Raw genomic sequence first — 25,976 nt, forward strand, 5'->3', positions numbered from 1 at the left:
TGTCGTTCAAAGGTCATCGTGGAACAGCAGCATCGGCATCTGAATTCGGGGAAGCTGAAGCGATGTTACTTCAAAGGGCGACCATCCTTGAGCTCAACCCTCAACGCGAGGAATAGCTGCGTTCCCCGGTTTTGAACGGCGTGCAGACCTTCGGGATCGGCCGTTCCCGCGCCGGACAACGCCTCTGCGGGAACGTCCACGCGGGCTCTCTCGATCGGTTTTCCGCCGATCAGATCATAGGTGATGTAGGTGATGGGCTGAGCCTGCTCGAAATACATTACGCTCGGCCACTTGTGAACATGGACGGGCTCAGTCGCACCCGGCGGGACTGAAACCCGCAGGACGCGCACCCGATCGGTTTCGAGCAGGATATGATGGCTCGCTGGCGCAGCCACAACAGCCTCGAATGGGTCCTGCTCTTCTGCCGTTGCTGGCGCTCCCACCATTATGGTCAGTGCCGCTGGCAAAAGGTATCTAAGCATTTGCAGGCCTCCGCACCGACACTTTTCGCAAGTTTATTCAGGAGTTCAGCAATGCCCACCAAGCATCGGAAAGACCGGCGACCAGCACGGCAACCGCCGGCGGGGCGTCCGAAGAATGCCGTGCTATAGCCCTCTATCCGCAAAAACACCATACAAGGCTCCCCACCGTACCACCGACAGTTTGAGCGGAGCTGCCATTCGCTGCACCGTCGGCAACGACCCGGTTTGTTCAACGGCAACGGGAAGATAACGTTCAGATTCGGCCTGTTCGGTTTGAGCGAGATGGGCGATCTCGGACCGGCCGGAATGGCCACAGTGGGTTGGGAAGCCTTCGCTAGAAACCGGTCGTGCTGGTGGCTTGCTGCACAATCAACTGCCAGCGCCCGTCTCGCTTAACGAGCACGTCGGTGAAGCGCAGGAACATCTCGCCGTAGCGGCCAAACGCGGTTCCACCGAGGTGGTCGACACCAGTGACTATCGCGATATCGCCATAAGTTCGGATTTCGAGCGGGCCATGTGTGATAAACTTAGGCTTTATCTGCCCAGTCTTGAACATTGCTATGTCGGCCTCGCGCGTGAGAGCCTTGCCGTCCATTCCCTGGATGCGCGCTTCTTTCCCATAGAAGTGTTCAAGGAAAGCTACATCGCCGTTGATGCGGGCTTGTCGCCATAATTCCTCTGCCTCGACGATCTCCGTCCGGACCGCGTCGCTCACCTGTGCCTTGGCCGGCGTGACCAACGTTGCGACCGAAGCGCAAAGTACAGCAAGACAGCGCATATGGTTCTCCTTTGTCGAAACTCTACCAGTCCATTCCAACGTTCGCTACTGGGGCGCTTGGTGCACCCGACCTACTGAGCGGCAATAGTTGGTCGCAATCTGCCAGCCGCTTTGCGTCCTTGTCGGTCATTCCTGCCTTTTTTGGCGGACCTCAGAACCCGCCGGTCCGGTATCCCATGCCCGTCGCGTTCACCAGCGGCAAAGATAAGTGGTTATCTGTCGTTCGTAGAGGAAGCGCGTGCGCTTTCGTCAAACTCATGGCAACCTGGCACCATCCGTCGCACAACATGCTGGCGAAAATGGGCGCCGGGCTGATAAGTGCTCAGCTTGGGCACCTCATCGGGCTCATGACCGACCTGAAATCCGTGGCTGCGGCGGAAACGAAGCGTCCCAAACTAGACCCAAGGCTTTGCATGTCGGTGACTATTAACGTCATGCGGCTCAAATGGCCTATCGAGGCAATGCTCGCGGACTGATTTCAGAAACGTACTGCCATTTCTGCGGTCAGCCCATCTCGCCTCCAGCGCATATCCAGTGCGCCGCCGCGCGTTCGCATGGTCCGCTGCATAATCTGCATGCCATGGCCGCCATCGCGCTCGGTGCATTGCACCGCCTTCTTTGACTTTTCCGTCCATACCACCGTGAAGCCATGTTCGGTACGCTTGCCGGTGATCACAATACTGCCGCCTGATCCAAGGGCACCGTGCTTGGTCGAATTCACGCCTAGCTCGCCAAGTACCAAGGCAAGCGCATTGGCCCACTCAAGATCAACCGTGGCACAGGGTAGCTGTTCGATGGTGATGGAGCACTCGGTATTTTCAAACGGCGACAAGACAGCCGAGATCAGCTCATCGACATTGCGGGGAGCTTGCATGTTGGCAAACAGCGTCTTCGCCCTCCCCATGGCTGCAAACAGGAGCGACATCTGTTTCGCAAAGGCCCCGCGGCTGGCGTCTCCACGCGCATAATGGTTCATGACCGCGCACATTACCGAGAAGGAATTCAATAGGCGATGCCGCAGTTCGTCTGCGGTTATGATGGCCGTGTCCAGGCGTTGCTGATTTTCCGTAACGTCACGAGAAATAGCCACATATCCGGCATGCTGCTGCTCCTCGTTCAAAACAGCGGATACCGTCACGTCCCACCACCGGGGAGCGCCCTTCATCGTCGGACAAAACGCACGAAAGCGCACGACCTCGCCCGCAGCGGCCTTTACGTAGGCAGCTAAGATTTCAGCCTTGCTTTCCTCCGGCCAGAAATCGACCCATTGCTTGCCACGCACCAAATCGAAATCATCGATTTCCATCGCGCACTGGCCGTTAGGGTTCATGTAGTGAACGTCGCCCCTCAGCCCGACGAGCTTCACACAATCGACGCTTTGATCAAGCACACTGGCGAGCGAGACGGAAGAAAGCGACGCTGGAGAAAATTCTGGAAGAGTTGCCATGAAATCCATCATACACGGTTAGGTCGCCTGCGCATCAAACTCTACCGCTACCAGACGGTTGCATGCGACCCCGGTTGACCATCCGTCAAAAGGCTTATCACTTTTCTTGCGCGATCGATTCAGATCATCAACAGCTGATGGAATGAGCCCTTCTGGTTTCCCGTTGAGATTACGTCATCGAACAAGGACGGACGCTCGTGTCTCTGATAGTAAAGTGTCCGTTGAGATCGGCCATGTCCTAACATACTGGCGCCTTAGCCTTATAGGAGTCCAACGACGGCCTTTTGGGCCGACTAATTGGCTTCAAGAAAGGCAGTTGAGCGCCCAAGTCGGTCGTGAGATGGGCGATTTGACGTTTCCGACACCTGCAGGTCCGCTTTCCCCTGGCTAGCGCGATCGGCAGCGGCGCAATTGGGTGGAGAGCGGAAGTTTGCGCTCTCCCATTGCCTTCGCGATGGTCGTTTGACGGGCGATGTGCTGCCCGCTTCCGCTCCGCTTTGCCCAGGCCTCCCATACGCCGCGCCGATCTCCGGAACCATCCGGACCCCTGGGGCAAGTTGCGCGAGTGCAGGTGTCGCAACCACGATTGCGCCGATGAACGCGATATTTCTGAACATACCGCTTCCGCCTTAAAGTGGAACTGGGAATTACCGGCCTCGGACATCGTTCATCATCGAGGCTCCGCATCCTATCGCGGCATCCACACGCGCACGAGGCTGAGCAGCTTGTCGACGTCGAGCGGCTTGGCCATGTAATCGTTAGCGCCTGCCTCGATGCAGCGTTCCTGATCGTCGGGCATGGCCTTGGCGGTCAGCGTGATGACCGGCAGCCGCGCCCAGCGGGGATCCTTGCGGATGGCGCGGGTGGCGGTGAGGCCGTCCATTACCGGCATCATCACGTCCATCAGCACGAGGTCGATCCGCTTCGCATCGTCGCCCGAGGCCGCCTCCAGCGCGTCGAGCGCCTCCTGCCCGTTGCGTGCGATCTCCACCACCGCGCCCTGCGGTTCGAGGATGTTGGTGAGCGAGAAGACGTTGCGCACATCGTCCTCCACCACGAGGATGCGGCGGCCTTCAAGGATGGCGTCGCGGTTGCGCGCGGCGCGGATCATCGTCTGCTGCTCCGCCGGAAGGTCGGTGACGACCTGGTGCAGGAACAGCGAGACCTCGTCCAGCAGCCGCTCGGGCGAGCGCGCGCCCTTGATGATGATCGAATCCGAATAGCGGCGCAGGCGCTGCTCGTCGGCGGGCGACAGTTCGTGCCCGGTGTAGACGATCACCGGCGGGAAGGCATAGGCGCCCTCGCGGCTCAGCGTCTCCAGCAGGGTGAACCCGCTGGCGTCGGGCAGGTTGAGATCGAGCACCATGCAGTCGAAGGTGCCCTCGCGCAGCGCCTCCAGGCACTCGGCGGCGCTGGCGACGCCCACCGTCTCGACATCGCCGGTGGCGAGCAGGCGGCTGACCGCATCGCGCTGCACGGCGTCGTCCTCGACGATCAGCACGCGGCGCACTTCGGACGAAAGCTTGGCCGCCAGCGCTTCCAGCACGCCCGCCAGTTCCTCGCGCTTCACCGGCTTGATGAGGTAGCCGATCGCGCCCAGCGCCAGCGCGGTCTGGGTATGGTCGCTGCCCGAGACGACATGGACCGGAATGTGCCGCGTCTCGACATCGCGCTTGAGCCGGTCGAGCAGGGCAAGGCCCGACTGGTCGGGCAGGCCGACGTCGAGCACCACCGCATGCGGCTTGAATGTGCGCGCAAGGTTGAGCGCCTCCTCGGCGGTGCCGGTGACGAGGCACTGGAAGCCCATCTCGCGCGAGATGTCGCGCACGATGCCCGCGAAGCTGGCGTCGTCCTCCACCACCAGCAGCACGCGTTGGGTGGGAGCGAGCGTGTCGCGGTCATCCTCGACCTGGCGCTGGATCGGCACGGCGCGGGCGGGGGCCGTCGGCGCGGCGGGGGCCTGCGGGGCCGGGGCGCTGACCGGGACGGTCGGGGCCTGCACCTCGGCGGCGTCGTAGACCGCCGGGATCGTCAGCGTGAAGCGGCTGCCCTCGCCCGGCACGCTGGTGAGCGCGATCGAGCCGCCCAGCAGGCGCGCCAGTTCGCGCGAGATCGAAAGGCCGAGGCCGGTGCCGCCGAACTTGCGGCTGATCGTGCCGTCCGCCTGCCGGAACGCCTCGAAGATCGCCTTCTGCTGTTCCGGCGGAATGCCGATGCCGGTGTCGCTTACCGCGATCGCCAGCCGTCCATCGGCCTCGGGCGCGATTTCGAGGCGGACACTGCCGCGCTCGGTGAACTTGAAGGCGTTCGACAGCAGGTTCTTGATGATCTGTTCGAGCCGCTGGCGGTCCGTCTCGATTTCCAGCGGCGTGCCCGGCGCGACGGCGATCTCGAAGGCGAGCGCACGGTTGGCGGCGATGGGCTGGAAGACCTGCCGCAGATCGTTCGCGAAGCGCTCCACCAGCACCGATTCCGGCCGGATCTGAAGGTGCCCCGCCTCGATCTTCGACAGGTCGAGGATGTCGTTGATGAGCGCCAGCAGGTCGTTGCCCGCCGACTCGATGGTGCGTGCGAACTGCACCTGCTCGTCGGTCAGGTTCTCGCCGCGATTGTCGCCGAGCAGCTTGGACAGGATGAGCAGCGAGTTCAGCGGCGTGCGCAGTTCGTGGCTCATGTTCGCCAGGAAGTCGCTCTTGTAGCGGCTCGCCTGCTCCAGTTCGGCCGCCTTGGCCTCCACCGCCTCGTTCGAGCGGGCGAGATCGTCGCGCTGGTTTTCCAGCAGCTGCGCCTGTTCCTCCAGCTGCGAGTTGGTCTGTTCCAGCTCGACCTGCTGCTGTTCGAGGTTCGCCTGCGATTCCTTGAGCGCGCGGCCCTGCTCCTCCAGTTCCTCGTTGGAGACGCGCAGTTCTTCGCTCTGCACCTGCAGTTCTTCGGCATGGTGCTGAAGCTGCGAGCGGTAGCGGGCGGAGCGCAGCGCATTGCCAATCCCGTTCGAGGCCTCAGCCATAAGGGCCAACGCGTCTTCTCCCACCGGCTGGAAAAACCCGAGTTCAAAAACACCTTGCACCGCGCCGTCCGAAATTGCAGGAGCGATGATGAGATGGCGCGGCTTGTCGCTTCCTAGCGAAGAACCGATGGTGAGGTAGCCATCAGGAATGTCGGCAAGCACCACCGGCGCCCCGCTCTCAGCCACCTGGCCCAGCAGGCCCTCCTTTCGGTTGAACCGCTCCACGATCTTTGCGTCGGGCGCGACGCCATAGGATGCGACGCGGCGAAAGTGTCCGTTCTCCGCTGCGAAGATCGCGCCCGCCTGCGCGCCGACGAAGCGCGTGAGGAAGCCCAGGATGCTATCACCCAAGGCATCGATCGTCTGGTCACCGAGCATGGCCGCCGCGAGTTCGACCTGCCCCATTTGCAGCCATTGCTGCCTTTGGGTCGCGATCGACGTTCTGCGGATCAAAATGCCGATGACCAGAGTAAGAAGGATTCCCAGCGCACATGACAGCAGTCCGCTGACCCAAGCCGAGCGGTATGCGCGTTCCATTTCGCCAATGCGTTCGGCACGCAAACGGACCTCCTCGTGCGTCAGCACTTCAAGCTGAGTCCGGAATTCGTCCATTTCGTTCTTGCCGCGGTCGCTGTTCACGATCGCGGATGCCGCAGCGACCCCGTTCGATTTGCCGGCTTCGATAGTCTCGTTCAATTCCGCCAGTTTCGCGCCGATCCGTATCCGCAAGGGCCGGAGGCGCGCCTGCTGCGCCGCATTGTCCCTGATCAGCACGGCGATCCTGTCCAACTGCGCGTCGATATCCGACACCGCCCTGCGGTATGGATCCAGATATCTGTCGTTCCCCGTCAGAAGATATCCGCGTTGCCCCGTCTCGGCATCCTGCATCAAAGCAGCGAGCTTGTTCATTCCCACGATCACCTCGTGCGAATGGATGATTTTGTGCATATCGTCTCGCAGAACTCTTACATTGTAATACGCGACGGATCCGCTGGTTACAAAAAACAGAATAGTCAGAACAAGCCCGACCCCGGTCCAGCGATACATTGCTCTCCCAGGACCAGGAGTTCGGGGGGAAGCGGGACGCATGGAGGTGAAGGGCATGTGGTTTCCAAAGCGGAAGGCAGGAGAAGGTCGCTTGCGTGGTCAAGGGAGCGAGTTCAAGTCTATTTTAGCCGCATCCGCCCCGTTCGCGTCGCCTATATGAGTGAACGGCAAATTCTGTCGTGTACCGGCCTCCGCCTGATGACCCGCGAACTTCGCAATTTGGTCAGGCGCCGTCGTCGGTTTGCGGCCACCCAAGGTGTTCGACAACAATATGTCTTCTCCTTGGGTCGGAGATCTAGGGAGCATGGTGCGATTAAAAAAAAGAGGCCGCGAAGCAATAACGGGTGCCTCAGACCAGTTGGTGTTATAGCTTGCAATTTTTTGAACATAGCTCTATATAGAAAATAGCTAATCGTTTTTTGCGACGGAATTTGATAGCCGCCTCGTCGGCCTACCTCTTCCTTTTCAATCCTCATGGCTCCGTGCCGGGATACGCCCGTTCGCGGGCGATTATTTGTGCGCAAGGAACTGGTTTGGCGAAAGAAGAGCTCAAGACAGTGGAGGGCAAGATCAACGAGATCTCGCCCGACGGACGCTTCAGCGTGACACTCGATAATGGGCATCGGATCATCGCTTACACGGCAGGGAAAATGCGCTTTCACCGGGTCCGTTCGGTCGTTGAAGACTACGTACACGTGGAAATGACGCCCGACGGTCTGACCAGAGGTCGGATCATCTATCGCGAACGGACACCCGGGCGAGGTCCGGGCGGCGTCCGGCGCCGTGTGATCAGGCAATGACTCTATTTCAACAAAAAGGCGGCGGCAAAACCGCTGCGCGCAGGAATATAATGAATTGTATGAATACTGGCGCTGCTTGGCGCCACACCACCTCGTCGAGTAAAAATTCGGCGGGCAACGAGCCCAGGGAGCGGCGCCCGTCTTTCTCCGCCATGCTTTCGACCCTCGAACTGCGACGTCTCGTCGCTGCGATGGTCGACTGAACAAAAACACACCTGCGGTCGAGCCGAGGCATGACCGCACCCGGCAGGAGATTGCCCTTGGATATCAACAAAGAATACGCTGCTCACCAGCATGCGCTTATGCGGGCCGATCATTCGGCGTGCAACGACGATCGCCGGGCGCATCTCGCCGAGGCCTCGTCCATAGCTAACCGGATCAGCGTCTTTCAGCGTGAACTGGGCGCCGCAGCAGCCTGCGCATGGAGCATGACCCAGGTTGCTGGGCGTGTACCCGCCTGACAGCACTTCGCCAGCCTTATGCTGGTGCCTCAATCCTGCTCTCGTTGAAATTCGGCGGGTATCGACGATTTGATTTCAGAACTGGAAACTCCGTTTCCATTCCTGCAAGACGACGACTTCCTTTCAAGTAACAACTTGACGCACGACACCGTCCGCAATCGCTAACGGCAACTTCCGTTTCTTGAAGGGAAACGAACATGACTATCGGAACCGTAAAATTCTTCGACGAAGGCAAGGGCTATGGCTTCATTCAGCCTGATAACGGCGGGAAGGACAGCTTCGTTCACATCTCTGCCGTGCAGGCGGCTGGCCTGGGTACTTTGAGCAAGGACCAGCGCGTGTCCTATGACGTTGAGGCCGACCGCAATGGCAAGGAATCGGCGATTAATCTCAGCAACGCCGACTGATCAATGGGTGTTCTGGCATTCAATTTGGGGATTGCTGGAACACCTTAACTCTTGCCCCGCGCCCGGAGTGGATGCTTATGGCACTTTCCTACGATTTCCTCATTGAACGCGCGGAACAGGCGGCGCAGGAAGCAGCATGCTCTGTGCTGGTAAACGTGCGGGAACGCGCATTGCGCTCGGAAACAGCGTGGCGGACGATGGCCAACCAGGTGCTCGAAGTCGCGCGCGGCCGCGAGCTTGCCGTTCAGAAGAAACTTGCTGCAGGCCAATGGAGCAGCGTCCCACAATGACCGAAAACCCGACCCTTACTGAGAAGAACCTGATTGAAGCTCACGAAGCGTCGGACGTTTCCGCGATCAATGGGATCGTCTGCCTTGCCAACATTTTGCGGATGCGCGACTTCCTGACGGACGGAGAGACTTCGGCCATGTATGAAAGTATGAGCCTCCCGTTCGGCCTGCCGAAATACGCCGGAAACCCTGCTGTCCAGGATTTGCAGTTGAACCTTGATCTGTTGTTTGCTGGCGTCATTGCACCGAAGTAGCCTGGGACGGTAACGATCAGGATCGTAGCCGCAGTTTTGCTTTCTTGGCAGCGGCGGGAAGCGCCGATGGTGGGTTCGGCAGTAGCGTCTCTTGACGCGCTAATCTGCGAACATCCGGAAGTGGTCGGCAGCCTATTCCGATCGAGTGTCAGCTATCCCGTTACCCGGCTCCGAACCGGATAGTCGCCTACCGGCCAGTCCAACGTATCCCAAATGGGAAAGCTGCCCGTCTGCACCTGGGAATCGAAAAATCGCCTCTGAACGGCTGGGATGGGTCGAGGGCAGCAAGGGCGTTTACGCGCCCATTTCGGCCGTAGAAGGCGAGACAACATCGCCTCTAGGCGGCCGTTCGGGGCAACCAAGTCTGGGCGCCATTTATTGGCTAAACGTACCACCGGGACCACAATCAGCGCAGTCGAGACCTGCGCTCGCCCGGCATTTCGCGCGAACGTTCTCGAACCCTCAGGTAATCCATTCTAGGCGCGACGGCGCACAGCACTCCCATAGCCCCGGAACTGCCGGGCAACGATGACAGACATCCGCGCCGCGGTTTCATCGAACGAAACCGAAGATCGGGTTTGCTGTTGAAAAACGGGGCTCCTAAGAAAACCCGCTGAGAATCTGCTCTGGAACGCTCGGCCGCTCCGGCGGTTGGCTCCTCTATGCTCGGAAAGAAACGCCCACGTACCGACTTGCCTTTCACCCGATCGGAACGAGTGCCGTTTTCAGCCTGCCCGTCGTATCGCCAAGCTCGCTCATGGCGATAAGGCCGCGCATCGCCGGGCGCGAACATGCCCGCGCTGTCACATCTCCTATCTCCAGGGCCTTTTTGAAGAAAGTGGAACCGCTTTTCGCGGGCAACGAGATTTCCGGCGGGCCGATGCTGCTGGCAACGTTTGTCGCGCTTGCCTTGAGCAGTTCACCTCTCGCGTCGGGCTGGGAGGATTTCTGGGGCCTGTCGCTGGAGATCAGTCTGGGCGCGCATTCCCTTTCCCACTCGCTGGCGGAGTGGATCGACCACGCGCTCCTGCCTCTGTTCTTCGTCATCATCGGCACGGACATGAAACGCGAAATCGGCACGGGCGAACTCTCGCGATGGCGTTCGGCCGCTTTTCCGCTGCTGGGGGCCATCGGAGGAATGATGGTGCCGGTAGGCCTCTTCCTCGCGATTGCCGGCCAGGGTCCGGAAGCGGCGGGATGGGGAACGGTTGTCGTCACCGACACCGCGTTCGGCCTCGCCCTGCTGGCAATCTTGTCCGACCGGTTCCCGCCCGGTCTCCGCGCGCTGCTGCTGGCGTTTGCCGCCATCGACGACGTCGGCGGACTGCTGGTCATCGCCGGCGCTTATACCCGGCAGATCGAAGTCGTCGGCCTTGTCGTGGCGGCAGTCTCGTTCGGCATCATGCTGCTGCTGCGCAAGCTGCGCTGGTTTTCATCTTTCCCTTACGTGTTGCTGTCGATAGCAACCTGGGCCGGGATATTCGCATCCGGCATTCATGCCACGATTGCCGGCGTCGTCATCGGTTTCGTCGCACCTGTCCGCCCGAGGCTGGACAAGGATGCCTTTTCACGCGGGGTGCAACGCAAGGTCGATGATTTCCAGGATGCCTACCGGCAGCTGCGCCAGGCCGATGGCGACGATCGCACAGGCCGCGCTGTCCATCATGAGGTTGAGGCGCACCTCGGATACCTCGACGAGATGACGGCGGCTACCGAAGTCACCGGCGATCGTCTCGTCGGGCTCCTGACCCCCTGGGTCAGCTATTTCGTCCTGCCGCTGTTTGTACTGAGCAATGTCCATGTGGCTATCACCCCTGATGCCCTTGCCGACGCAGTAGCATCGCCCCTCGCCCCGGCGGTCGTCGTCGCTCTGGTTCTTGGCAAACCGATCGGCTTTCTGTTTGCTTCGTGGCTTGGAACCCGGACCGGAATTGCCCGTCTGCCGAGCGGCGTGACATGGCGCATGGTTCTCGCAATGAGCAGCCTTGCCGGTATCGGTTTCACGATCTCCCTGTTCATAGCCGACCTGGCATTTGCAGACAGCAGATTGGTCGAGCAGGCATCCCTCGGGACGTTGGCCGCGTCGGCAGTGGCTGGTCTTGCAGGCTATGTCTTCCTTCGGTTTGCAGGTGATCGCCCGAAGACGTGAGCCGTAACGAAGGGCGTTGGAATCGCCGCTGCCGTCGATCTTCGACCCGCGGTCGTCGATCGTGAAGGCCGCGTCCTCTCGTCGATCCAAAATGTTGCAGACGAGCTAGCCCCACTGGGCTGGGCAGCGAGCTAATCTATTCGCTGACCAGCGCCACGATGGCGCGTCAACCGCAGCCAGCCCTCACAGATTTCGACCCCAAGGGCAATGACCAAAGTGAAGGGTCCTATACTCCGCCTAAATCCAGATAGCTGCGTCGATCATGAATGAAATTTCGGCAAAAGTCGAATGGGGAACTGCCTTTCCCAAAACCGACGCTCAATGAATTACGTATTGCTTCCCAGCGGGAAAGCGCAGTGTCCGCACCCCGGAAGACGTTTGGTGGCTTAACGGCTGAGGGTCGCGAATGATTGCAAGCCGCTAACCCGGATAAAGACGCCTTGAATGCGAACGATATGGGTATGATCCATCGCTTCCAAGGACGGAGCTAACTGATATAGCACGCGACGCCGAGCATGCAGGTCAGCCTTGCGTCCTGCCTGGACGGCTGGCCGCGTTCTCAGGGCCGTCCGACCGGACGCGCATCCGCCCCCGAATTGGGCGCCGGCTCGTGAAGCTGCGCATCCGCAGGCGCTGCTTCTGCCATTCGCACCTCGCGCGTCACCTGTTCTGCCGACCGGGCAGCGGTCTCGGCCGCATCCTCCAGCGCCAGCGATTCGGCATTGTAGCTGGCGGTCATAGCCCCGGCCAGATCATCGACGGGATATTCGACATAGTCATAGCGATCTGACGGCAGCGCATAGTCATTGTACGAGATATCGCGATCGTCCTGCACGAAGCCGGTCGGCAGCGATGCAGGATTGAAAAGCCACGTCGGCGTCACGTTGTCAGCGAGGGCATCGCTCTCGATCTCCTGCGAACCGCCATCGTAAGTGATATCGGCTTTCCAGCCATAGCGGTCGCGCCAGGTGTCCTCGACTGAGCTGATTTGCGTGGGTACGGTGGTCGCGGCGATCAGTCCGAGTGCGGTTGCGCCCACGACGCCGATGATCAGCGCGCTTGTAATGAAAGCGGGCGATCTCATCTTTCATTTCCCATCGACGCAGTGGCACAGGAGAAACGCGACGAAACGCCTTTGCGTTCCTCGTTCTCGTCAGTTCTCATGAAGGTGCAATTCTGGCGGCTGACAACCTGGCGGACTTGAGCGATCCTTTCCATCTCCGCTCGCTCGTCGGCTCCACCCACCACGAATTGGAAGACGATCTATTGTCGGTTGCGGCGGTGGATAGAGGCTGGGATCTGGAAGGCGGCGTCGGTCACGTAGGTCGGAACCATCGCTGACCGTGTTCACTTCGGCCTCGATAGCTCCACCGTTTGCGCCATGTCTCGGCAGCGGGCGGAGAACGGGACTCATCAGCGAACTCCTGGCTACTCGCGGGTGCCGAGGTCGCCAGTGAGCTCTACGGTCCGGTTGACGCGCGCTCCTGGAACGCGGGTTGCTTCCATGCATTTCGGATGCGTTGGGAGAAAGACATGGCATACAGCGATAAAATGACGGCGCTTGCCCGGCTCGGTTTCGCTGCTCGCGGGCTCGTTTACATCGTGATTGGATGGCTTGCGCTCAACGCGTCGCGGACAGGGGCAGAACCGAGCGACAACCAGGGCGCGCTCGGCAGCCTCAGCGAAAAGCCACTGGGCCATGTCATGCTGGCGATTTGCGCGGTCGGCTTTGCAGGTTATGCCTTTTGGAGAATTGCAGAGGGTATCCTCGACCCCGAGGGTCGCGGCAGTACCATGAAAGGCAAAGTGGAGCGCATCTCCTATCTCATCAGCGGAGCTGCTCACATCTCGCTCTGCCTCCTAGCGGGAAAACTTGCTCTACAGCGGACATCTGGAAGACAAGGTAGTCCGGGGGACGAGACCGCGCAAAATTGGTCGGCGTGGGTACTCGACATGCCTGGCGGTCTGGCACTGTTGATCGGAGTAGGTATCGTTTTGTTTATTGTCGCCGCTGCGCAGGCGCACAAAGCATATCAGGCGAGTTTTGATGAACTGGGCGGAGATGTGCCAGCCCCGGCTTATGTGAGATGGATCGGCAGGTTCGGATACGGCTCGCGCGCTGTGGTTTTTGCCGTGGTCGGTTGGCTTTTGATTGCCGCTGCGCTTCATCATGATCCCGCCCGGGCTGGCGGTTTAGGGGACGCATTGAAAGAACTTCGCGCGCAACCAAAAGGCGTGGCGGTTCTATCGATAATTGGTGTTGGGCTAATGCTGTTCGGCGTCTTCAGTCTCGTTGAAGCGCGTTTCCGGCGCATTTCCGTTCCGCAGGTACAGGGGCCCTTGCAGCTTTGAACCTCGCCGAATCAAACCGCTCGTAGTCTCGAAATCAACTCTACCGGCTAGACCACATGATCGCCTGAGGCTGGGGAACCCTGTCTCGTAGTATACAGAGGCAAGGCGCTCGTGATAAGTGGATGGGGCGATCGGCAGAACCCGGCAGATCGGCTCGACCCCATATGCATCGCGATGCTCGTCTATAAAGGCAATCATCGCTTGAACGGACGGTCGAGCTCCGCCTGGGCAAAATATGCCGACGCCTTGTGCAGTATCTCGTTGGCTTGCCGCCGTTCGCGGACCTCACGCTCCAGTGCTTTGAGTTTCTCAGCGGTTTCCGTCGGCACGCCTCCGCGCTTGACGCTGTCCACCTCGGATTTCTTCACCAATTCCAGCAGCGTGTGCCCGGAACACCCGATCTTCTCGGCCACCGATGTGATCGCAGCCCAGCGAGTGGGATAATCGCCCTCGTGATCCAGTACCATCCGGATCGCTCGCTGCCGAACCTCAGGGGCAAACTTGTTCGTCGTCTTGCTCATCGTAGACCCTCACTCTCAGGAGTTCGGGCCTCCGGCAATTCCGGGGCGGTTCATGCGGCAGCCTATGCTGATTGCGAAGACGACCCTGAACCCGGCATACGGTCAGCTCAAAATCTGCTTGCCAACGGAGTTGCGATTAGATGACCGCATCAGTTCATGGTCACCGACGCGAGGATCCTTATCGTCGAGGACAATCAGCAGGTCGGGGATTTCGCCGCCCAGCTGCTGGCCGACCTAGGCTTCACAGCACGCCGGGCCGGAAACGCGCGAGACGCGCTAGCCGTTCTTGAGGCCGAGCATGACGAGATCGACATCGTGTTTTGCGACGTCGTCATGCCCCGCGTGGACGGCGTGGAGCTATGCCGACGTATTCGCGCGCGCTGGCCGGGCCTCACCGTGGTGCTCACCAGCGGATACAGCCACGTGCTTGCGGAAGACATGCGGCATGGGTTTCCCCTGCTGCAAAAACCCTATTCGCTTGACGACCTCGTGCGCGTGATGCGCGATGCCCATGCGCAGAACCGAAAAGTCTTTTAGAACTGCGCCCGATAGAGCCAGAAGATGATCACGCTGCCGCGCGCAGCAAGGCCTCGCGCAGACGGTTGGGAGAGCAGGGCTTTGAGTAAACCTGGGCGTCGGGATAGCGAGTCTTCAGCTGATTTTCGTCGGCATGGCCGGAATGGAAGATCAACGGGACACCAGCGTCCCTGAGCAGGTCGGCGGCAGGAAACACCTCCCCATCCGGTAAGCGAACATCGAGAATGGCGCACGTCGGAAGTTGGCGCTCGATCGCGGCCAAAGTGCCGGCGAGCGTCCCGCATGTGCCCGCTATGGAGTATCCAAGCGCTTCGACAGTGTCTTCCAGATCAAGCGCCACGAACAGTTCATCTTCAACAATCAGGACAGCGCAAGTCATCCGGCAATCACCGAACCAGGCAGTTCCATCCGCTGTACCAGCTTGCCGCCTTCCACGGTGCGCTCGATACTCGCGCCGAGCTGACGGGCCGACGTAGCCACAAGCAACGTCCCAAATCCCTTGCCTTCCGTCACGTCGATCTCATTCTCGCCTGCTTCTGTCCATTCCATCGAGATGGTCCGGTCGCGTAACGCCCACGTGATCGAAAGGCTGCCGGTTCGCGCGCCCAGCACGCCATATTTCGCCGCATTGGTCGTCCATTCGTGCAGGATGAGGGCCAGCGAGGACAGCGAGGTGCGCGTGACTGTGACGTCAGGGCCGTCAATCTCGATACTCGCTTGACCCGAATAAGGCGCAGTCGTCGTCTCGATCAGCTCCTTCAATGATATCGGTCGCGGCTCGCCCGCCGGGGCGGCTAGCGAATGCGCTGTGCCCAAGGCTGAAATCCGCTCGCGCAGGTCCAGCGACAGGCTCCGGACATCGTCGTGAGTTCGGCTCGCCGCAGCAATCATGCCACTGACCACCGCAAAGAGGTTTTTGACGCGGTGGTTCATCTCACGCAGCATCAGGCCGCGCGCATCGGCAAGGGCGTATTCGGCAGTGATGTCGATCGCGGCACCCACCATACGCAGCGGGTTCGAACCTCCGATCGTACGCCCGAAGGTTTTGAGATAGCGATCGGAAACAGCTCCGTCCTTGTCCTGCTGCGGCACGCGGAACGTGACAGCGAAGTCCTTCTCACCCGAAGCAGCGCGGCGGAGGCCCTCCTCAACCGTAGCGCGGTCATCGCTGTTGATGCGCGAGAGCACGTCCGCCACCGTCACTTCGCCTTTGACCGGCAAGCCCAACTGGATGCGATTGGTGCTATCGCAAATGAGTTCGCCGGTCTTCTCGCAGTACTCCCAGACGCCGATGCCACCCGCCGTGATCGCAAGATCGAGTCGCTCGCGCTCGGCAGCAAGATCGCTTTCCATAAGCAGCGCTACGGTGATGTCGGTCAGCACCAGCGTGGCGCCGTCCACTCCTCCGTGCTGTGTACGATAGGGCAGCACGCGCAGTGCCAGCGTACGTCCCCCTTCGCGCGTATGGACCCGCCGCTGCAGAGATTCTCCGGTTTCGGCGACCTGAAGCGCATCGTCGAGATAGCCGTTATCGTCGAGCCGCGTCGCGACGTCTGCGAGCAGCCGCCCCCGGTCGGTGGGGCGCAGCGGAAAGATGCTGGTCGCGGCCTCGGTGAAGCTCCGGATGCGCAGGTTGCGGTCGAGAACGATCACCGCAAGGTCGGTAGATTCAAAGAAGTTGCGCAGGTCAGAATTTGCGACGGTAAGCTGGTCGACCTTGCTTTTGAGCTCGTCGTTGACGGTGGACAATTCCTCGTTCGTCGACTGAAGCTCCTCGTTCATCGACATCATTTCTTCGTTGGAACTCTTGAGTTCCTCGTTGGCCGTCTCCAGCTCCTCGACTGCCGTCCGCAACTTGTGGCGGGTAAGGCGCAATTCCTCTTCCAGCGCCTCCATGTGGTCTTCGCCGTCCTCGATCTCCGCGGCTTCATGCTCATCGAAGGGGCGGAACGGCGCGCGGTCGCGGAACACGAGCAGAAGGGTGCCATCGGGCAGCGGCTCGCAAACCGCTTCGATTGGCTGCAGGCCGTAGTCCGACCTGACTTCGACTTCCCGCGCGACGGTGCGCTTCTTGCCGTCACGCGCCTGGCGCACGAGCGGCCCCAGCACGTCGCGAAGGCCGGGCTTTGCGAGTGAAATGGCGTTTACGCCGCCGGTACGGGTTACGGGAAAGTCGAAGTAGCGGCTCAGCTTCCCATAGGCGGCCAACACCGCGCCGTCTTGGTTCAGTACCATCGAGGGCGGTGCGTAGAGTTCCGTTAGCCGCTGGATGGCAATTTCACTCTCTGCTGCCCTGCCCCCGACCGCCATCCGGCTCGGCACCTGACGCTGCCGCTGAGTATTGCGGTCGCTGACGGGAAGATCGATCGGATAGCTCGGGCTGCCGGCACCCCGCTCAAAGATGCGGGCGTGATGATCGACGGGAGGGAACAGGTGATCGAAACGGCCGATGCTCTCTGACGGACCAAGGAACAGGTAGCCGCCGGGCCGGATCGCGTAATGCAGGATCGGCATGACGGACTGTTGGAGGCGGTCATCGAAGTAGATCAGTAGGTTGCGACAGGATACCAGGTCTATCCGTGAAAATGGCGGATCCTTGACCACGCTGTGATTGGAAAACCGAATGAGATCGCGGATCTGGTTCGCAATCGAGAAGCGTTCGCCGTGCGGGTTAGTCCATCGTTCGCGCAAGGGGCTGGGAATGTCGGCAAGCGCGGAAGCAGGATAGCTACCCTCGCGCGCGACCTGCAGCATCTGCTCATCAATGTCGGTCGCGAAAATCTGCACCGGGTTGGCGAACCCGTTCTCGCGTGCAGCGTCGGCGAATAGCATGGCCAGCGTATAGGCTTCCTCGCCGCTGGAGCAGCCCGGCACCCAGACGCGAACTTCGTCGTCGGTCTCGCGGTCGCGCAGGAGCGGGAGGATGACCTGGGTCCGCAACGCCTCGAACATCTCGGGATCACGGAAGAAACGCGTGACGTTGATCAGGAGGTCGCGAAACAGCGCCTCGCATTCGGCAGGATCGCTGCGTACGCGATCCAGATAGGATCGCGCTGAGGCAATGGACAGAACGTGCATCCGCCTTTCCACGCGCCGCACGAGCGTTGAGCGCTTGTAGCCGGAGAAATCATGCCCCACCGCCGACCGCAGCGTGCCGCACAGATCATCGACATGATCGGCGACAAGTTCAGCCTGCTGCTCGCGAGGCTCGCCGCCGCGACGTTCAAAGAATGCGGAAAGGCAGCCGATGATTTCCGCCGGCCGCTTGACGTAATCCACCAGACCCGTGCCAACCGCCGACACCGGCATGCCGTCATAGCGTGCCGTTTCGGGCTGCTGGACGACGCAGACGCCGCCATGCTCCTTGATGGCGCGCAGGCCCGTGGATCCATCGGCCCCGGTCCCCGATAGGATGACGCAGGCTGCATTCGCCTGCTGGTCTGTTGCCAGTGAGATAAAGAAGTCGTCGATTGGCCGACGCAGCCCGCGCGGCTGCGCGAACTCGGTCAGTTGCAGCCTGCCGTCCTGCAGCGCCAGCCCTCGACCGGGTGGGATGATATACACCCGATCGGGCAACAAAGTTTCGCCGCCCTCGCATTGCAACACATCGAGCGGGCACGCCCGGTCGAGTAACTGCGCGAGCATGCTTTCGTAATTCGGATCGAGATGCTGGACGATCACGAATGCCATGTCAGTGGGTCGGCGCGCAGCCGACAGCATCTCACGCAGCGCCTCAAGCCCACCGGCCGAAGCACCAATGCCGACCACCGGCACCGCTATCGAAGACGTGCCCTCAGACCGCAACGCCACATCATCCGGATTGTCGTTGTAGCTCAAAGGATCGAACTGTCGTCGAGGTGAGCGAGGGTAAGCCTGGCCTGTGCAATCATCGCGGCCGAATTGGCAATTGTGGTCAAGGTGCCCTCGACGATGATCCCGCTTTCCGCAGCAACGGGGCTTAGGCGTGTCAGCGTCTGGTTCAGTTCTTGATCATAACCCTGAAGACGCTCTGGCTGGGCACTGCTGACGTCAAACTGCGACGCAAAGATGTACCGTGTCTCGCCAGCGAGTGACCGGAGCCGGGACATGTAAAGCAGGTTGACGAATGGCGTCCCGTCCTTGCGGAAGTTAAGGATCGGGGTGCGCACGTTGGGAGAAAGGTCGTCTTCCAGAAAGGCGCGCAGCTTGGCCCGAGCTTCACCCTCTTCGGCGTCGCGCTGGAGCACGCGACAGTTGCGCCCAATCAATTCCGAAGGCGGATAACCGGTCAGTTCCACGAACCTGCGGTTCACCAGCGCCAGCGGGTGGTCTCCGTCTGGAAGAGCGATAGCAAGCGCTATCGGCGAGTTCTCGAAAAACGTCTTGAGCTCGTCGGGTACGCTCAGGTCCTGCACTTCAATATCTCCTGCAAGCGTCACTTGCACTCTGTCGCACATCAACCCAGCGATCCGATCAGGTTGCGGAGCCGTATGTGCCTGATTTGTGCGGACGGGTCACGGGCCTTCTGCCCGCTTCGGCGAAATTCGAGGTGAAAGCAAGGGGAGTTGATTGCCGCGCTATTGATGCTGCACCCCGTGCAGATTGAACATTGAGCCTTCCCTACCCCATTGCCTCGGCAATTGCCTCAGCAAGTCGCGATTGATTGTATGGCTTTCCGAGCCGGACCACGGAGCGACCGGAAGTCTCTACCCCTTCACCATATCCGCTGGCGATGATCACGGGCATTCCGGGCCGGATGGCGTCCAACGAGGCGAAGAGATCAATGCCGGTCATACCGGGCATCGCCTGGTCCGTGATAAGCAGATCGATGTCTGCCCGTTCCGAGAAAAAGTCTATTGCCCGCGCCCCTGAACCTGCCTCGATGACAGAATGCCCCAAATCCTCAAGCAAAGCTGCTGTGTTTATCAGCACGAGCGGATCGTCATCCACGGCGAGAATGGTCAGGCCACAGGACTTTGGCGGGTGCTGCTCCTCCGTTTCCTGCGGCATGGCATTGACGGGATCAGTCTCAGCCACTGGAAGCCACAATACCGCGCTCGTTCCTTGGCCAAGCTCGCTCAGTAGTTCGAAAGTTCCACCGATTTGCTGGGCCATACCGTGCACCATCGGCAAACCCAGACCTGTGCCCTTACCGACACCCTTCGTCGTGAAAAATGGCTCTGTGGCCCGCCGTAAGGTTTCCTCGTCCATGCCCTGACCGCAGTCCTTGATTGCCAATCTGACATAGCTGCCTGCGGGTAGCCGTATTGAGCTGTGTTCGAAAATATCCTCGCAGCTGGCGGAAATAAGGATTGGACCTCCGCCGGGTGTCGCGTCACGCGCATTTACGATGAGGTTCAGCAACGCCATTTCCAGTTGGTTGGCATCGGCGCGGACGGAGGGTAGTCTCAACGGAAGATTCGCCGATATGGGCCATTCCGGTCCGATCGACCGCTGAACAAGGTCGCTCATTCCTGAAAGCAACCTCGGAACATCGACATGACTCACCTCCAGTTGCTGTCGCCGGGCGAAGGCCAGCATCCGTTGGGTGAGTGTCGCTCCGCGCTGCGCCCCTTCGATCGCATTGTTGAGAAGGCGCCGTGCCCCTGGGTCGTCGCCGATTCGACGACTGAGAAGATCAAGGCTCGAGGAAACCGCCATCAGCAGGTTGTTGAAGTCGTGCGCCACTCCGCCGGTCAGCTGACCTATGGCTTCCATCTTCTGCGCCTGGAAGAGGGCTTCGCGCGCAGCCTCCAGATCCTTTTGCGCCTGTTCACGCTCGGTCACATCACGAGTGATCTTCGCGAAGCCGATAGGTTTGCCCTTATCATCCCGGATTGCATCGATGACGACACTTGCGCGAAAGCGCTCGCCTGACTTGCGCACGCGCCATCCCTCGGCCAGAAAACGACCTTCCGAACGCGCTGTTTCCAAAGCGCGAGACGGTTCGCCCCTCTCGCGATCCTCTGGAGTGTAGAAACGCGAGAAATGTGATCCAATGATCTCTTCGGGCTCATACCCCTTGATACGGCGAGCTCCCTCGTTCCAGCTTGAAACCTTGCCTTCCGGATCAATCATGTAGATCGCGTAATCGGTCACACCCTGGACTAGATGACGAAACTGCGCCTCGCTTTCGGACAATTTGGCCTCGACCATCCGGCGGTCAGTGATATCTCGCCCATAGGCATAGACCTGACCGTCTTCGAGCGTTGTGTGCCATTCGATGCGATGGTAGCCGCCGTCGACCGCGCGAAATCGGTTCTCATAATTGTTGAGTTCGGTAGCATCCAGCGCCTCGGCAAGCGCAGCATTGCTGGGCTCGACGTCGTCTGGATGCATGAACTCGGCGAACGGTCTGCCAATAACGCTCTCGACCGGATGTCCCAGAATTCGGGACCATGATGGGCTGACCGCGCGAAACACGCCTTCGGCGTCGACGATCACCATCAGATCGCGCGAGACACTCCACATACGATCCGCGCGGCGCCGCTCCGCCTCAAGCGCCGCGACATTCGCAACCGCTCCACCGATCTGGCCCGCGAGAAGCTGGGCGATAGGAATCAGATCAGCGGTATCGGCGGTGTACGGGTTGATTCCGAGCACCATCGTACCCGCCATCGTTCTCGATCCTGCAGAAGGTATCGAGATGGCAATTGCCGAGACCGGCGGCAGATCCCAGTCACCCGTTGGCCAATCGTGGCCTTGCGGCAGATCAAACAGCATACCTGTTTCGGGGACGGCTCCCGGCAATATTGAGGCGAGCTTCGAGAACAATGCTCGCGACGAGGCCCGGCCCTCCTGTTCAGGATTGCTCCCCACTTCAGTTATCTCGACTTTTCCGTCGGATGAAATTTTGTCCTCATCCCAATCGTTCAGTTGGAGAGCGACAAAAGGGAAGTCCCGACCGTTGGTGGCGAAAGCTGCCTCGGCACCTCGGATAATACCCTCGGGGTCGTTAATCTCGGACAGATTGAGACCGAGCCGTCGCAGGGTCTCTAGACGCCGCTCACCGATAACATGGGCTGTCTCTTCACTGACGATGCAGAGCAGACCACCGACGGATCGGTCCTGAAGGTAGAGCGGACTGTAGGAAAAACTGTGATAGGTTTCCTCGGGAAACCCTCTGCGTTCAAGAAGCAGAAGCAAGGCTTTGTTCCAGGTGGCCTCACCACCGCGCACTCGCTCGACCTGGTCGGCGACATCGTCGTAGACTTCGGCCCACACCTCGCGAAACGGACGGCCAAGCATCTCAGGGTGCTTCATCCCGAGCGTCGGTATGTAAGCGTCGTTGTAGAAGAAACTTAATTCGTCGCCCCACCCCAGCCACATCTCGAAGCGGGTGGTCAGCAGCATCCGCAATGGCGTTTTGAGAGCATCGGGCCATGAGCGCGGATCGCCTAAGGCGGTTACGCTCCAATCTTTCTCGCGCATGGCGCGCGCCATCTCGCTATTGCCAGGAAAGATCGCAGTCAGTTCGTCCATCGCAAAACCACCCCGGGCATTTTGCCCGAGAAACGCTTGTCGCGCATTTTTGTGCCCGACTTCGCCACGAAAAATTGATCTCCTAAAGAGTTTAGAGGGGCGCGTCGTCCAAGCTCTTTGGCATTCTCTCCTGCGGCACACAGCAATCGGTTTGGGCGCGTCATACCTGGCCGCCCATGGAGATTTGGTGACAAGATGAAGGACGCGTCCCAACCGCGAACGGTTGGTTGCGGACCGTCCGCACCTAGTGATCGAGAATTGACGGCTGAGCGTCCGATAGGGGCGCTTTCCCGACGGTCCGCCTCGTGGCGTGGGATCGGCGGCTTCTGCTAGGTGAAGATGACTTCACCGGGTGATCTGCATGTCCGGCTATTGGTCGGGTGCCGCCAGCAACCTCTGAGTTCCTGCATTCTCTCGCTATGTGTCAAACGGCCGGTGCATCCAGTGCTGCACTTAGGCGTTGTCCGATGATCATCTAAAAATTTAAAGGAATTTCCATGCGAACCAGGGAAAAGCTAGCAGACGTAGTCGCTGGTCAGTCGGGGCGGCAGCAGCGCAAGCAGTTCGTTCGCTCGCTAAAGGAAACTGCAGTTCGCGCGGTGGTGACAGCGTCTGTTACCTTTGCCGTAGGATGGGTCCTCAAAAGGATGTTCGAAAATTCAGTCGCTGACGCGGCGAAAGAGGGTGCGGCGGAAGGCGCTCAGCAAGACATGGCGGCACAGGATTCGGGGGTCTCGAAGCAAGGTTCCGCATCCGAAGGTGCCGGCACTAACGAGATCGCAGGGTGAGAATACCACACATGCTATCAGATGTTTGCCTTGTACATTGCCCCCTTTAAACGTCGGAGCCGTAGTCCGGGAACTCTGCGCGATCTTTCGTGATGATAGTAGGTGATTGTGGACAATTTCAAATTTTGGGCTTCGAGAGATTGGTTCCGGTGCGAACGGGACATTTAGCGCAGCCTGTCGCAAATCAAGGGCGGTTCACCCCTTAAGTGCAGAAGTGATCCAAAAAGGACGGTCAAAAGCTATTTAAATTCAGGCTCATATGCCCATCATTAGGGTTATGCCTGAACTTCCTTCTCGACCCGATCGGCGCGCCGTAATGATTTCGGGTGCAGGCTTTGCGGTCGCTGCGCTTACCGTGCCAGCCGCCAAGCCGTTTCTAGGATCGTCATACCCACGCCGCCCGGCCCCAGTCCCGGCGGCACCGCACAATGCTCCGGGTATGCCGCAGACATCGCTGGATGCGGCACGCTTTTCTGTGGACTCGGAGCTCCTGCGCCGGGCTCTCGCCGCGCTCGACCAGCACTCCGGATCGGTTAAGGCGCGCGACCGGATGGCAATCGTCGATTTCACCGCGCCATCGTCCGATGCGCGCCTGCATTTTCTCGATGTGGTGAGCGGCAAGGCTTCGCGGCTTCTGGTCGCGCACGGTTCCGGTTCGGATCCCGGCCATACCGGGTTCCTCGAGCGGTTTTCGAACGTTTTCGGCTCTAATGCCTCGAGCGAGGGCGCTTTCCTGACGGGCGATTACTACACCGGCAAGCACGGCCGCTCACAGCGTCTGGTGGGGCTCGACCCGACGAACAACAATGCGCTTAGCCGCGCCATAGTCATCCACAGCGCCTGGTATGCGAACGACGACATGATCCCCGCCCATGGCAAGCTGGGCCGCAGCCAAGGCTGCTTCGCGGTGGGCGAGAACAAGCTCAGCGACGTCTTCAGCTTCCTCGGCGAAGGACGGATGGTCTTTGCGGCGCGTGCTTGAGATGGGCTGAAACCTAAAGCATTTCCACAAGTTGTCCCACGGTTCTTACCAGGAGATCCGTGTGTATAGAGGTGTGATCGCTTGCTCGTTGCTGGCCCTGACGGTCGCACTGCCCGGGTGCCATTCGAAGCCCGACAATACTTCCCAGACCGCCGAGGCGCCGCCGATCAGCATCGAGCAGGTGCAGTGGAACGACGAGGCGGTCCGCCAGTTGCGCGACGCGATCGGCCGCCGCGCCGCGCATGGCCTCGACCGAGTGCAGTTCGCTGTGGACGGTCAGCCAGGAAATGCCGAAGGCGACCGCGCCCTGACGCAGAGCGCGCTGCGTTATGCCTCGGCGCTTGCGCGTGGGTCATCCGATCCGGCCAAGCTCTACGACGTCTATACCGTCGCACGCCCCAACCCGAACCTGCTGAACGGCCTCGGCGCAGCTCTCAAGAATGGGAAGCTGGGCGAATGGCTTGACGCTCTGGCGCCGCAGGACGACGGTTACCGCGCATTGTCCAAGGCATACCTCGCGCTGCGCAAGCAGGCCGAGGCGCCCGCTTCCGCGATCCCCGACAAGGGCGAGCCTCTGAAGCCAGGCGCCACCGACGCGCGGGTCCCTGCGATCGCGCGCCAGCTAGTCGCCTCAGACTACCTCGACCGCTCTGCCGCGCAAGGCACCAATTACAACCCAGCGATGGTCCGCGCGGTGCAGCGCATGCAGGCGGACTACGGGATCAAGCCGGACGGCGTCATCGGCGCCGATGCGCTCGAAATCCTGAACCTGTCGGACGCGGACCGGGCGCGGACGATGGCCGTGGCTATGGAGCGGCTGCGCTGGCTCGAGCGCAATCCCGCTTCCACCCGCATCGACGTGAATGTCGCCGCGGGTCGGCTGCTATACTGGCGAGACGGCAAGGTCGCCGATAGCCGCAAGGTGGTCGTAGGCGAGCCCGAGAACGAAACACCACAGCTGGGATCGCCAATCTATCGCCTTGTCGCCAATCCAACCTGGACAGTGCCGCGCTCGATCCAGAACAAGGAGATCGCCGGCAAGGGTAGCGCCTACCTTCAGCGCAACAACATGGCATGGAAGGACGGCTGGGTCGTCCAGCAGCCAGGACCCAAAAATTCGCTGGGTCTGGTGAAGTTCGACATGGAGAACGAGCACCAGATCTATCTGCACGACACTCCAGCCAAGCAGTTGTTCCAAGAAGTCCAGCGCCAGCGCAGTCACGGCTGTGTTCGGGTGGACGATGCGCTGGGCTTTGCCGAGATGCTCGCGAAGGACGAGGGTGTATTTGAGGAATGGCGCAGGGCGCGCGCTACCGGCAAGGAGACGTTCGTCACGCTAACGCGTGAGATTCCAGTCAGACTGCTCTACCAAACGGTTGTGCTCGGCGAAGATGGCGAGCCCGTCATCCGCTCCGACCCCTACGGTTGGAACGACCCCGTGGCCGCCGCGCTAGGCTTTTCTTCCAGCCAAGCCTACCGGCTGCGCACTTCTGGCACCGACGTCGGGCCTTGAGCCCGACCGAGGAAGGATCGCCTGCATGCGGTGCTGGCGACCCGGAACCGACCGGGCGGGCTAAACAACCACCATTGGAGATGTCGGGGCAGCATAATGCGCCCAAAGGCGCCGGACAGACTAGCGACGGGCGATCGCTCCCCACCTTCACCATCCGTCGCCGCGACGGCGATGGGCATTTGTGGCAGCGCCAGAAGCGTGACGGGCAGCAGGGCGTCTCGGCGACGTGGCACGATCGCAAGGTGGCGAAGAGGCAGACTGTGACCGAGGGCAAGGCGCACGGCGCCAAGACGTTGCGCAAGGTCTCCCATGACGAGGCCTCGGCCAAACGCGCCGCCAAGGCCGAGCAGCGGCGGTTGCAGCGCGCGCCTGCCAACTTCGATATCACCCTCGCGCTCGGCCGGGCCGATGTTTTATCCAGAGGCTCGCGCTGCGGCCGCTGGGTTCAAGCCTGAGGTCCATGGGACCATGTGGCTGATCGCGTAAGTGACCCATCGCCTGGACAAGAGCGGCGGTTTCAGGACTGATCTGAAAATGGAAACGGTGACCGCTTGACCTTGCCCGCATCAACCTTCATGCCGCCGCGATTGATCGAAAATGCCTATCGCAGCGCAGCGAACTGATCAGAAACATTTTATTCAAATCTCTAAGTTATCAGGCCAGAAAGTTGTGCTGCGACTGCACGGATGGTTGTGCCCGG

The 25,976-nt window shown here is 60.5% G+C and carries 21 protein-coding genes, 1 pseudogene and 1 other annotated feature; of the genes and pseudogenes, 12 read left to right on the plus strand and 10 right to left on the minus strand.

Annotated features, from left to right (window positions below):
- Positions 1–65 precede the first annotated feature (65 nt).
- On the minus strand, positions 66–482 hold the full coding sequence (locus tag LO787_RS04085; RefSeq protein ID WP_232494585.1) for a cupin domain-containing protein: 417 nt from the start codon (positions 480–482) through the stop codon (positions 66–68).
- Positions 483–816: 334 nt separating this feature from the next.
- The gene (locus LO787_RS04090; RefSeq protein WP_232494586.1) at positions 817–1,260 is read right to left on the minus strand and encodes a nuclear transport factor 2 family protein; all 444 of its coding nucleotides are present in this window, start codon (positions 1,258–1,260) and stop codon (positions 817–819) included.
- A gap of 176 nt (positions 1,261–1,436) precedes the next feature.
- On the opposite strand from LO787_RS04090, the gene LO787_RS04095 reads away from it, so the two are divergent.
- Positions 1,437–1,736 (plus strand): hypothetical protein, encoded by a 300-nt coding sequence (locus tag LO787_RS04095; protein WP_232494587.1) that lies wholly within the window; start codon positions 1,437–1,439, stop codon positions 1,734–1,736.
- Positions 1,737–1,738: 2 nt separating this feature from the next.
- Here the strand turns inward: LO787_RS04095 and LO787_RS04100 are convergent, their stop codons facing one another.
- On the minus strand, positions 1,739–2,719 hold the full coding sequence (locus tag LO787_RS04100) for a PAS domain-containing protein (protein ID WP_232494588.1): 981 nt from the start codon (positions 2,717–2,719) through the stop codon (positions 1,739–1,741).
- A 676-nt stretch (positions 2,720–3,395) separates the two neighbouring features.
- Positions 3,396–6,761 carry a response regulator gene (locus LO787_RS04105; RefSeq protein ID WP_232494589.1) on the minus strand — a complete coding sequence of 1,122 codons (3,366 nt, stop codon included), beginning with the start codon at positions 6,759–6,761 and terminating at the stop codon, positions 3,396–3,398.
- Between the two features lie 533 nt (positions 6,762–7,294).
- On the opposite strand from LO787_RS04105, the gene infA reads away from it, so the two are divergent.
- From infA to nhaA, 6 genes are all read left to right on the plus strand, one after another.
- Entirely contained in the window at positions 7,295–7,561 is a 267-nt protein-coding gene (gene infA, locus LO787_RS04110; protein ID WP_232494590.1) for a translation initiation factor IF-1, read from the plus strand.
- Between the two features lie 260 nt (positions 7,562–7,821).
- Complete coding sequence (locus LO787_RS04115) at positions 7,822–8,022, plus strand: hypothetical protein (RefSeq protein ID WP_232494591.1); 201 nt, start codon at positions 7,822–7,824, stop codon at positions 8,020–8,022.
- 197 nt (positions 8,023–8,219) lie between these two features.
- Positions 8,220–8,429 carry a cold-shock protein gene (locus tag LO787_RS04120; protein ID WP_232494592.1) on the plus strand — a complete coding sequence of 70 codons (210 nt, stop codon included), beginning with the start codon at positions 8,220–8,222 and terminating at the stop codon, positions 8,427–8,429.
- 77 nt (positions 8,430–8,506) lie between these two features.
- On the plus strand, positions 8,507–8,719 hold the full coding sequence (locus tag LO787_RS04125) for a hypothetical protein (RefSeq protein ID WP_232494593.1): 213 nt from the start codon (positions 8,507–8,509) through the stop codon (positions 8,717–8,719).
- Positions 8,716–8,973 (plus strand): hypothetical protein, encoded by a 258-nt coding sequence (locus LO787_RS04130; RefSeq protein WP_232494594.1) that lies wholly within the window; start codon positions 8,716–8,718, stop codon positions 8,971–8,973. Before LO787_RS04125 ends, LO787_RS04130 begins: the two co-directional genes overlap by 4 nt.
- An 838-nt stretch (positions 8,974–9,811) precedes the next feature.
- On the plus strand, positions 9,812–11,122 hold the full coding sequence (nhaA, locus tag LO787_RS04135) for a Na+/H+ antiporter NhaA (protein ID WP_232496253.1): 1,311 nt from the start codon (positions 9,812–9,814) through the stop codon (positions 11,120–11,122).
- 559 nt (positions 11,123–11,681) lie between these two features.
- On the opposite strand, the gene LO787_RS04140 is transcribed toward nhaA, so the two are convergent.
- Complete coding sequence (locus LO787_RS04140; RefSeq protein ID WP_232494595.1) at positions 11,682–12,206, minus strand: hypothetical protein; 525 nt, start codon at positions 12,204–12,206, stop codon at positions 11,682–11,684.
- A 449-nt stretch (positions 12,207–12,655) separates the two neighbouring features.
- On the opposite strand from LO787_RS04140, the gene LO787_RS04145 reads away from it, so the two are divergent.
- Complete coding sequence (locus LO787_RS04145; RefSeq protein ID WP_232494596.1) at positions 12,656–13,474, plus strand: DUF1206 domain-containing protein; 819 nt, start codon at positions 12,656–12,658, stop codon at positions 13,472–13,474.
- Between the two features lie 99 nt (positions 13,475–13,573).
- On the opposite strand, the pseudogene LO787_RS04150 reads toward LO787_RS04145, so the two are convergent.
- Positions 13,574–13,995: pseudogene (locus LO787_RS04150) on the minus strand (IS3 family transposase); the annotation flags it as partial.
- Positions 13,598–13,714 (minus strand) — a sequence feature (AL1L pseudoknot). It overlaps the preceding pseudogene by 117 nt.
- 156 nt (positions 13,996–14,151) lie before the next feature.
- Between LO787_RS04150 and LO787_RS04155 the strand changes: the two are divergent.
- Complete coding sequence (locus LO787_RS04155) at positions 14,152–14,532, plus strand: response regulator (RefSeq protein WP_232494597.1); 381 nt, start codon at positions 14,152–14,154, stop codon at positions 14,530–14,532.
- A gap of 28 nt (positions 14,533–14,560) precedes the next feature.
- On the opposite strand, the gene LO787_RS04160 is transcribed toward LO787_RS04155, so the two are convergent.
- From LO787_RS04160 to LO787_RS04175, 4 genes are all read right to left on the minus strand, one after another.
- Positions 14,561–14,911, minus strand: a complete 351-nt coding sequence (locus LO787_RS04160; protein WP_232494598.1) for a response regulator — start codon at positions 14,909–14,911, stop codon at positions 14,561–14,563.
- A complete protein-coding gene (locus LO787_RS04165; protein ID WP_232496254.1) occupies positions 14,908–18,252 on the minus strand; it encodes a CheR family methyltransferase in 3,345 nt (1,114 codons plus the stop codon). The genes LO787_RS04160 and LO787_RS04165 overlap by 4 nt, the downstream gene beginning before the upstream one ends.
- Positions 18,253–18,365: 113 nt before the next feature.
- Positions 18,366–18,926 (minus strand): PAS domain-containing protein, encoded by a 561-nt coding sequence (locus LO787_RS04170; RefSeq protein WP_232494599.1) that lies wholly within the window; start codon positions 18,924–18,926, stop codon positions 18,366–18,368.
- A gap of 205 nt (positions 18,927–19,131) precedes the next feature.
- Positions 19,132–21,993 carry a PAS domain S-box protein gene (locus tag LO787_RS04175; protein WP_232494600.1) on the minus strand — a complete coding sequence of 954 codons (2,862 nt, stop codon included), beginning with the start codon at positions 21,991–21,993 and terminating at the stop codon, positions 19,132–19,134.
- A 1,104-nt stretch (positions 21,994–23,097) separates the two neighbouring features.
- Between LO787_RS04175 and LO787_RS04180 the strand changes: the two genes are divergently transcribed.
- The 3 genes from LO787_RS04180 (at position 23,098) to LO787_RS04190 (ending at position 25,731) form a co-directional block, all read left to right on the plus strand.
- The gene (locus LO787_RS04180) at positions 23,098–23,763 is read left to right on the plus strand and encodes a murein L,D-transpeptidase catalytic domain family protein (protein WP_232496255.1); all 666 of its coding nucleotides are present in this window, start codon (positions 23,098–23,100) and stop codon (positions 23,761–23,763) included.
- A 61-nt stretch (positions 23,764–23,824) separates the two neighbouring features.
- The gene (locus LO787_RS04185) at positions 23,825–25,276 is read left to right on the plus strand and encodes a L,D-transpeptidase family protein (RefSeq protein ID WP_420847809.1); all 1,452 of its coding nucleotides are present in this window, start codon (positions 23,825–23,827) and stop codon (positions 25,274–25,276) included.
- An 80-nt stretch (positions 25,277–25,356) separates the two neighbouring features.
- Positions 25,357–25,731: a hypothetical protein gene (locus LO787_RS04190; protein ID WP_232494602.1), complete on the plus strand. Its 375-nt coding sequence runs from the start codon at positions 25,357–25,359 to the stop codon at positions 25,729–25,731.
- The last annotated feature ends 245 nt before the right edge of the window (positions 25,732–25,976 follow it).

The sequence above is a fragment of the Novosphingobium kaempferiae genome, assembly GCF_021227995.1.
Lineage (GTDB): Bacteria > Pseudomonadota > Alphaproteobacteria > Sphingomonadales > Sphingomonadaceae > Novosphingobium > Novosphingobium kaempferiae.

What these genes read in the sequence shown, in the direction of transcription:
- LO787_RS04085 (WP_232494585.1), bottom strand. Translation starts at nt 482, where the DNA reads ATGCTTAGATACCTTTTGCCAGCGGCACTGACCATAATGGTGGGAGCG.
- LO787_RS04090 (WP_232494586.1), bottom strand. Translation starts at nt 1,260, where the DNA reads ATGCGCTGTCTTGCTGTACTTTGCGCTTCGGTCGCAACGTTGGTCACG.
- LO787_RS04095 (WP_232494587.1), top strand. Translation starts at nt 1,437, where the DNA reads ATGCCCGTCGCGTTCACCAGCGGCAAAGATAAGTGGTTATCTGTCGTT.
- LO787_RS04100 (WP_232494588.1), bottom strand. Translation starts at nt 2,719, where the DNA reads ATGATGGATTTCATGGCAACTCTTCCAGAATTTTCTCCAGCGTCGCTT.
- LO787_RS04105 (WP_232494589.1), bottom strand. Translation starts at nt 6,761, where the DNA reads ATGTATCGCTGGACCGGGGTCGGGCTTGTTCTGACTATTCTGTTTTTT.
- LO787_RS04120 (WP_232494592.1), top strand. Translation starts at nt 8,220, where the DNA reads ATGACTATCGGAACCGTAAAATTCTTCGACGAAGGCAAGGGCTATGGC.
- LO787_RS04125 (WP_232494593.1), top strand. Translation starts at nt 8,507, where the DNA reads ATGGCACTTTCCTACGATTTCCTCATTGAACGCGCGGAACAGGCGGCG.
- LO787_RS04130 (WP_232494594.1), top strand. Translation starts at nt 8,716, where the DNA reads ATGACCGAAAACCCGACCCTTACTGAGAAGAACCTGATTGAAGCTCAC.
- LO787_RS04140 (WP_232494595.1), bottom strand. Translation starts at nt 12,206, where the DNA reads ATGAGATCGCCCGCTTTCATTACAAGCGCGCTGATCATCGGCGTCGTG.
- LO787_RS04145 (WP_232494596.1), top strand. Translation starts at nt 12,656, where the DNA reads ATGGCATACAGCGATAAAATGACGGCGCTTGCCCGGCTCGGTTTCGCT.
- LO787_RS04155 (WP_232494597.1), top strand. Translation starts at nt 14,152, where the DNA reads ATGGTCACCGACGCGAGGATCCTTATCGTCGAGGACAATCAGCAGGTC.
- LO787_RS04160 (WP_232494598.1), bottom strand. Translation starts at nt 14,911, where the DNA reads ATGACTTGCGCTGTCCTGATTGTTGAAGATGAACTGTTCGTGGCGCTT.
- LO787_RS04165 (WP_232496254.1), bottom strand. Translation starts at nt 18,252, where the DNA reads ATGCTGTCGGCTGCGCGCCGACCCACTGACATGGCATTCGTGATCGTC.
- LO787_RS04175 (WP_232494600.1), bottom strand. Translation starts at nt 21,993, where the DNA reads ATGGACGAACTGACTGCGATCTTTCCTGGCAATAGCGAGATGGCGCGC.
- LO787_RS04180 (WP_232496255.1), top strand. Translation starts at nt 23,098, where the DNA reads ATGATTTCGGGTGCAGGCTTTGCGGTCGCTGCGCTTACCGTGCCAGCC.
- LO787_RS04190 (WP_232494602.1), top strand. Translation starts at nt 25,357, where the DNA reads ATGTCGGGGCAGCATAATGCGCCCAAAGGCGCCGGACAGACTAGCGAC.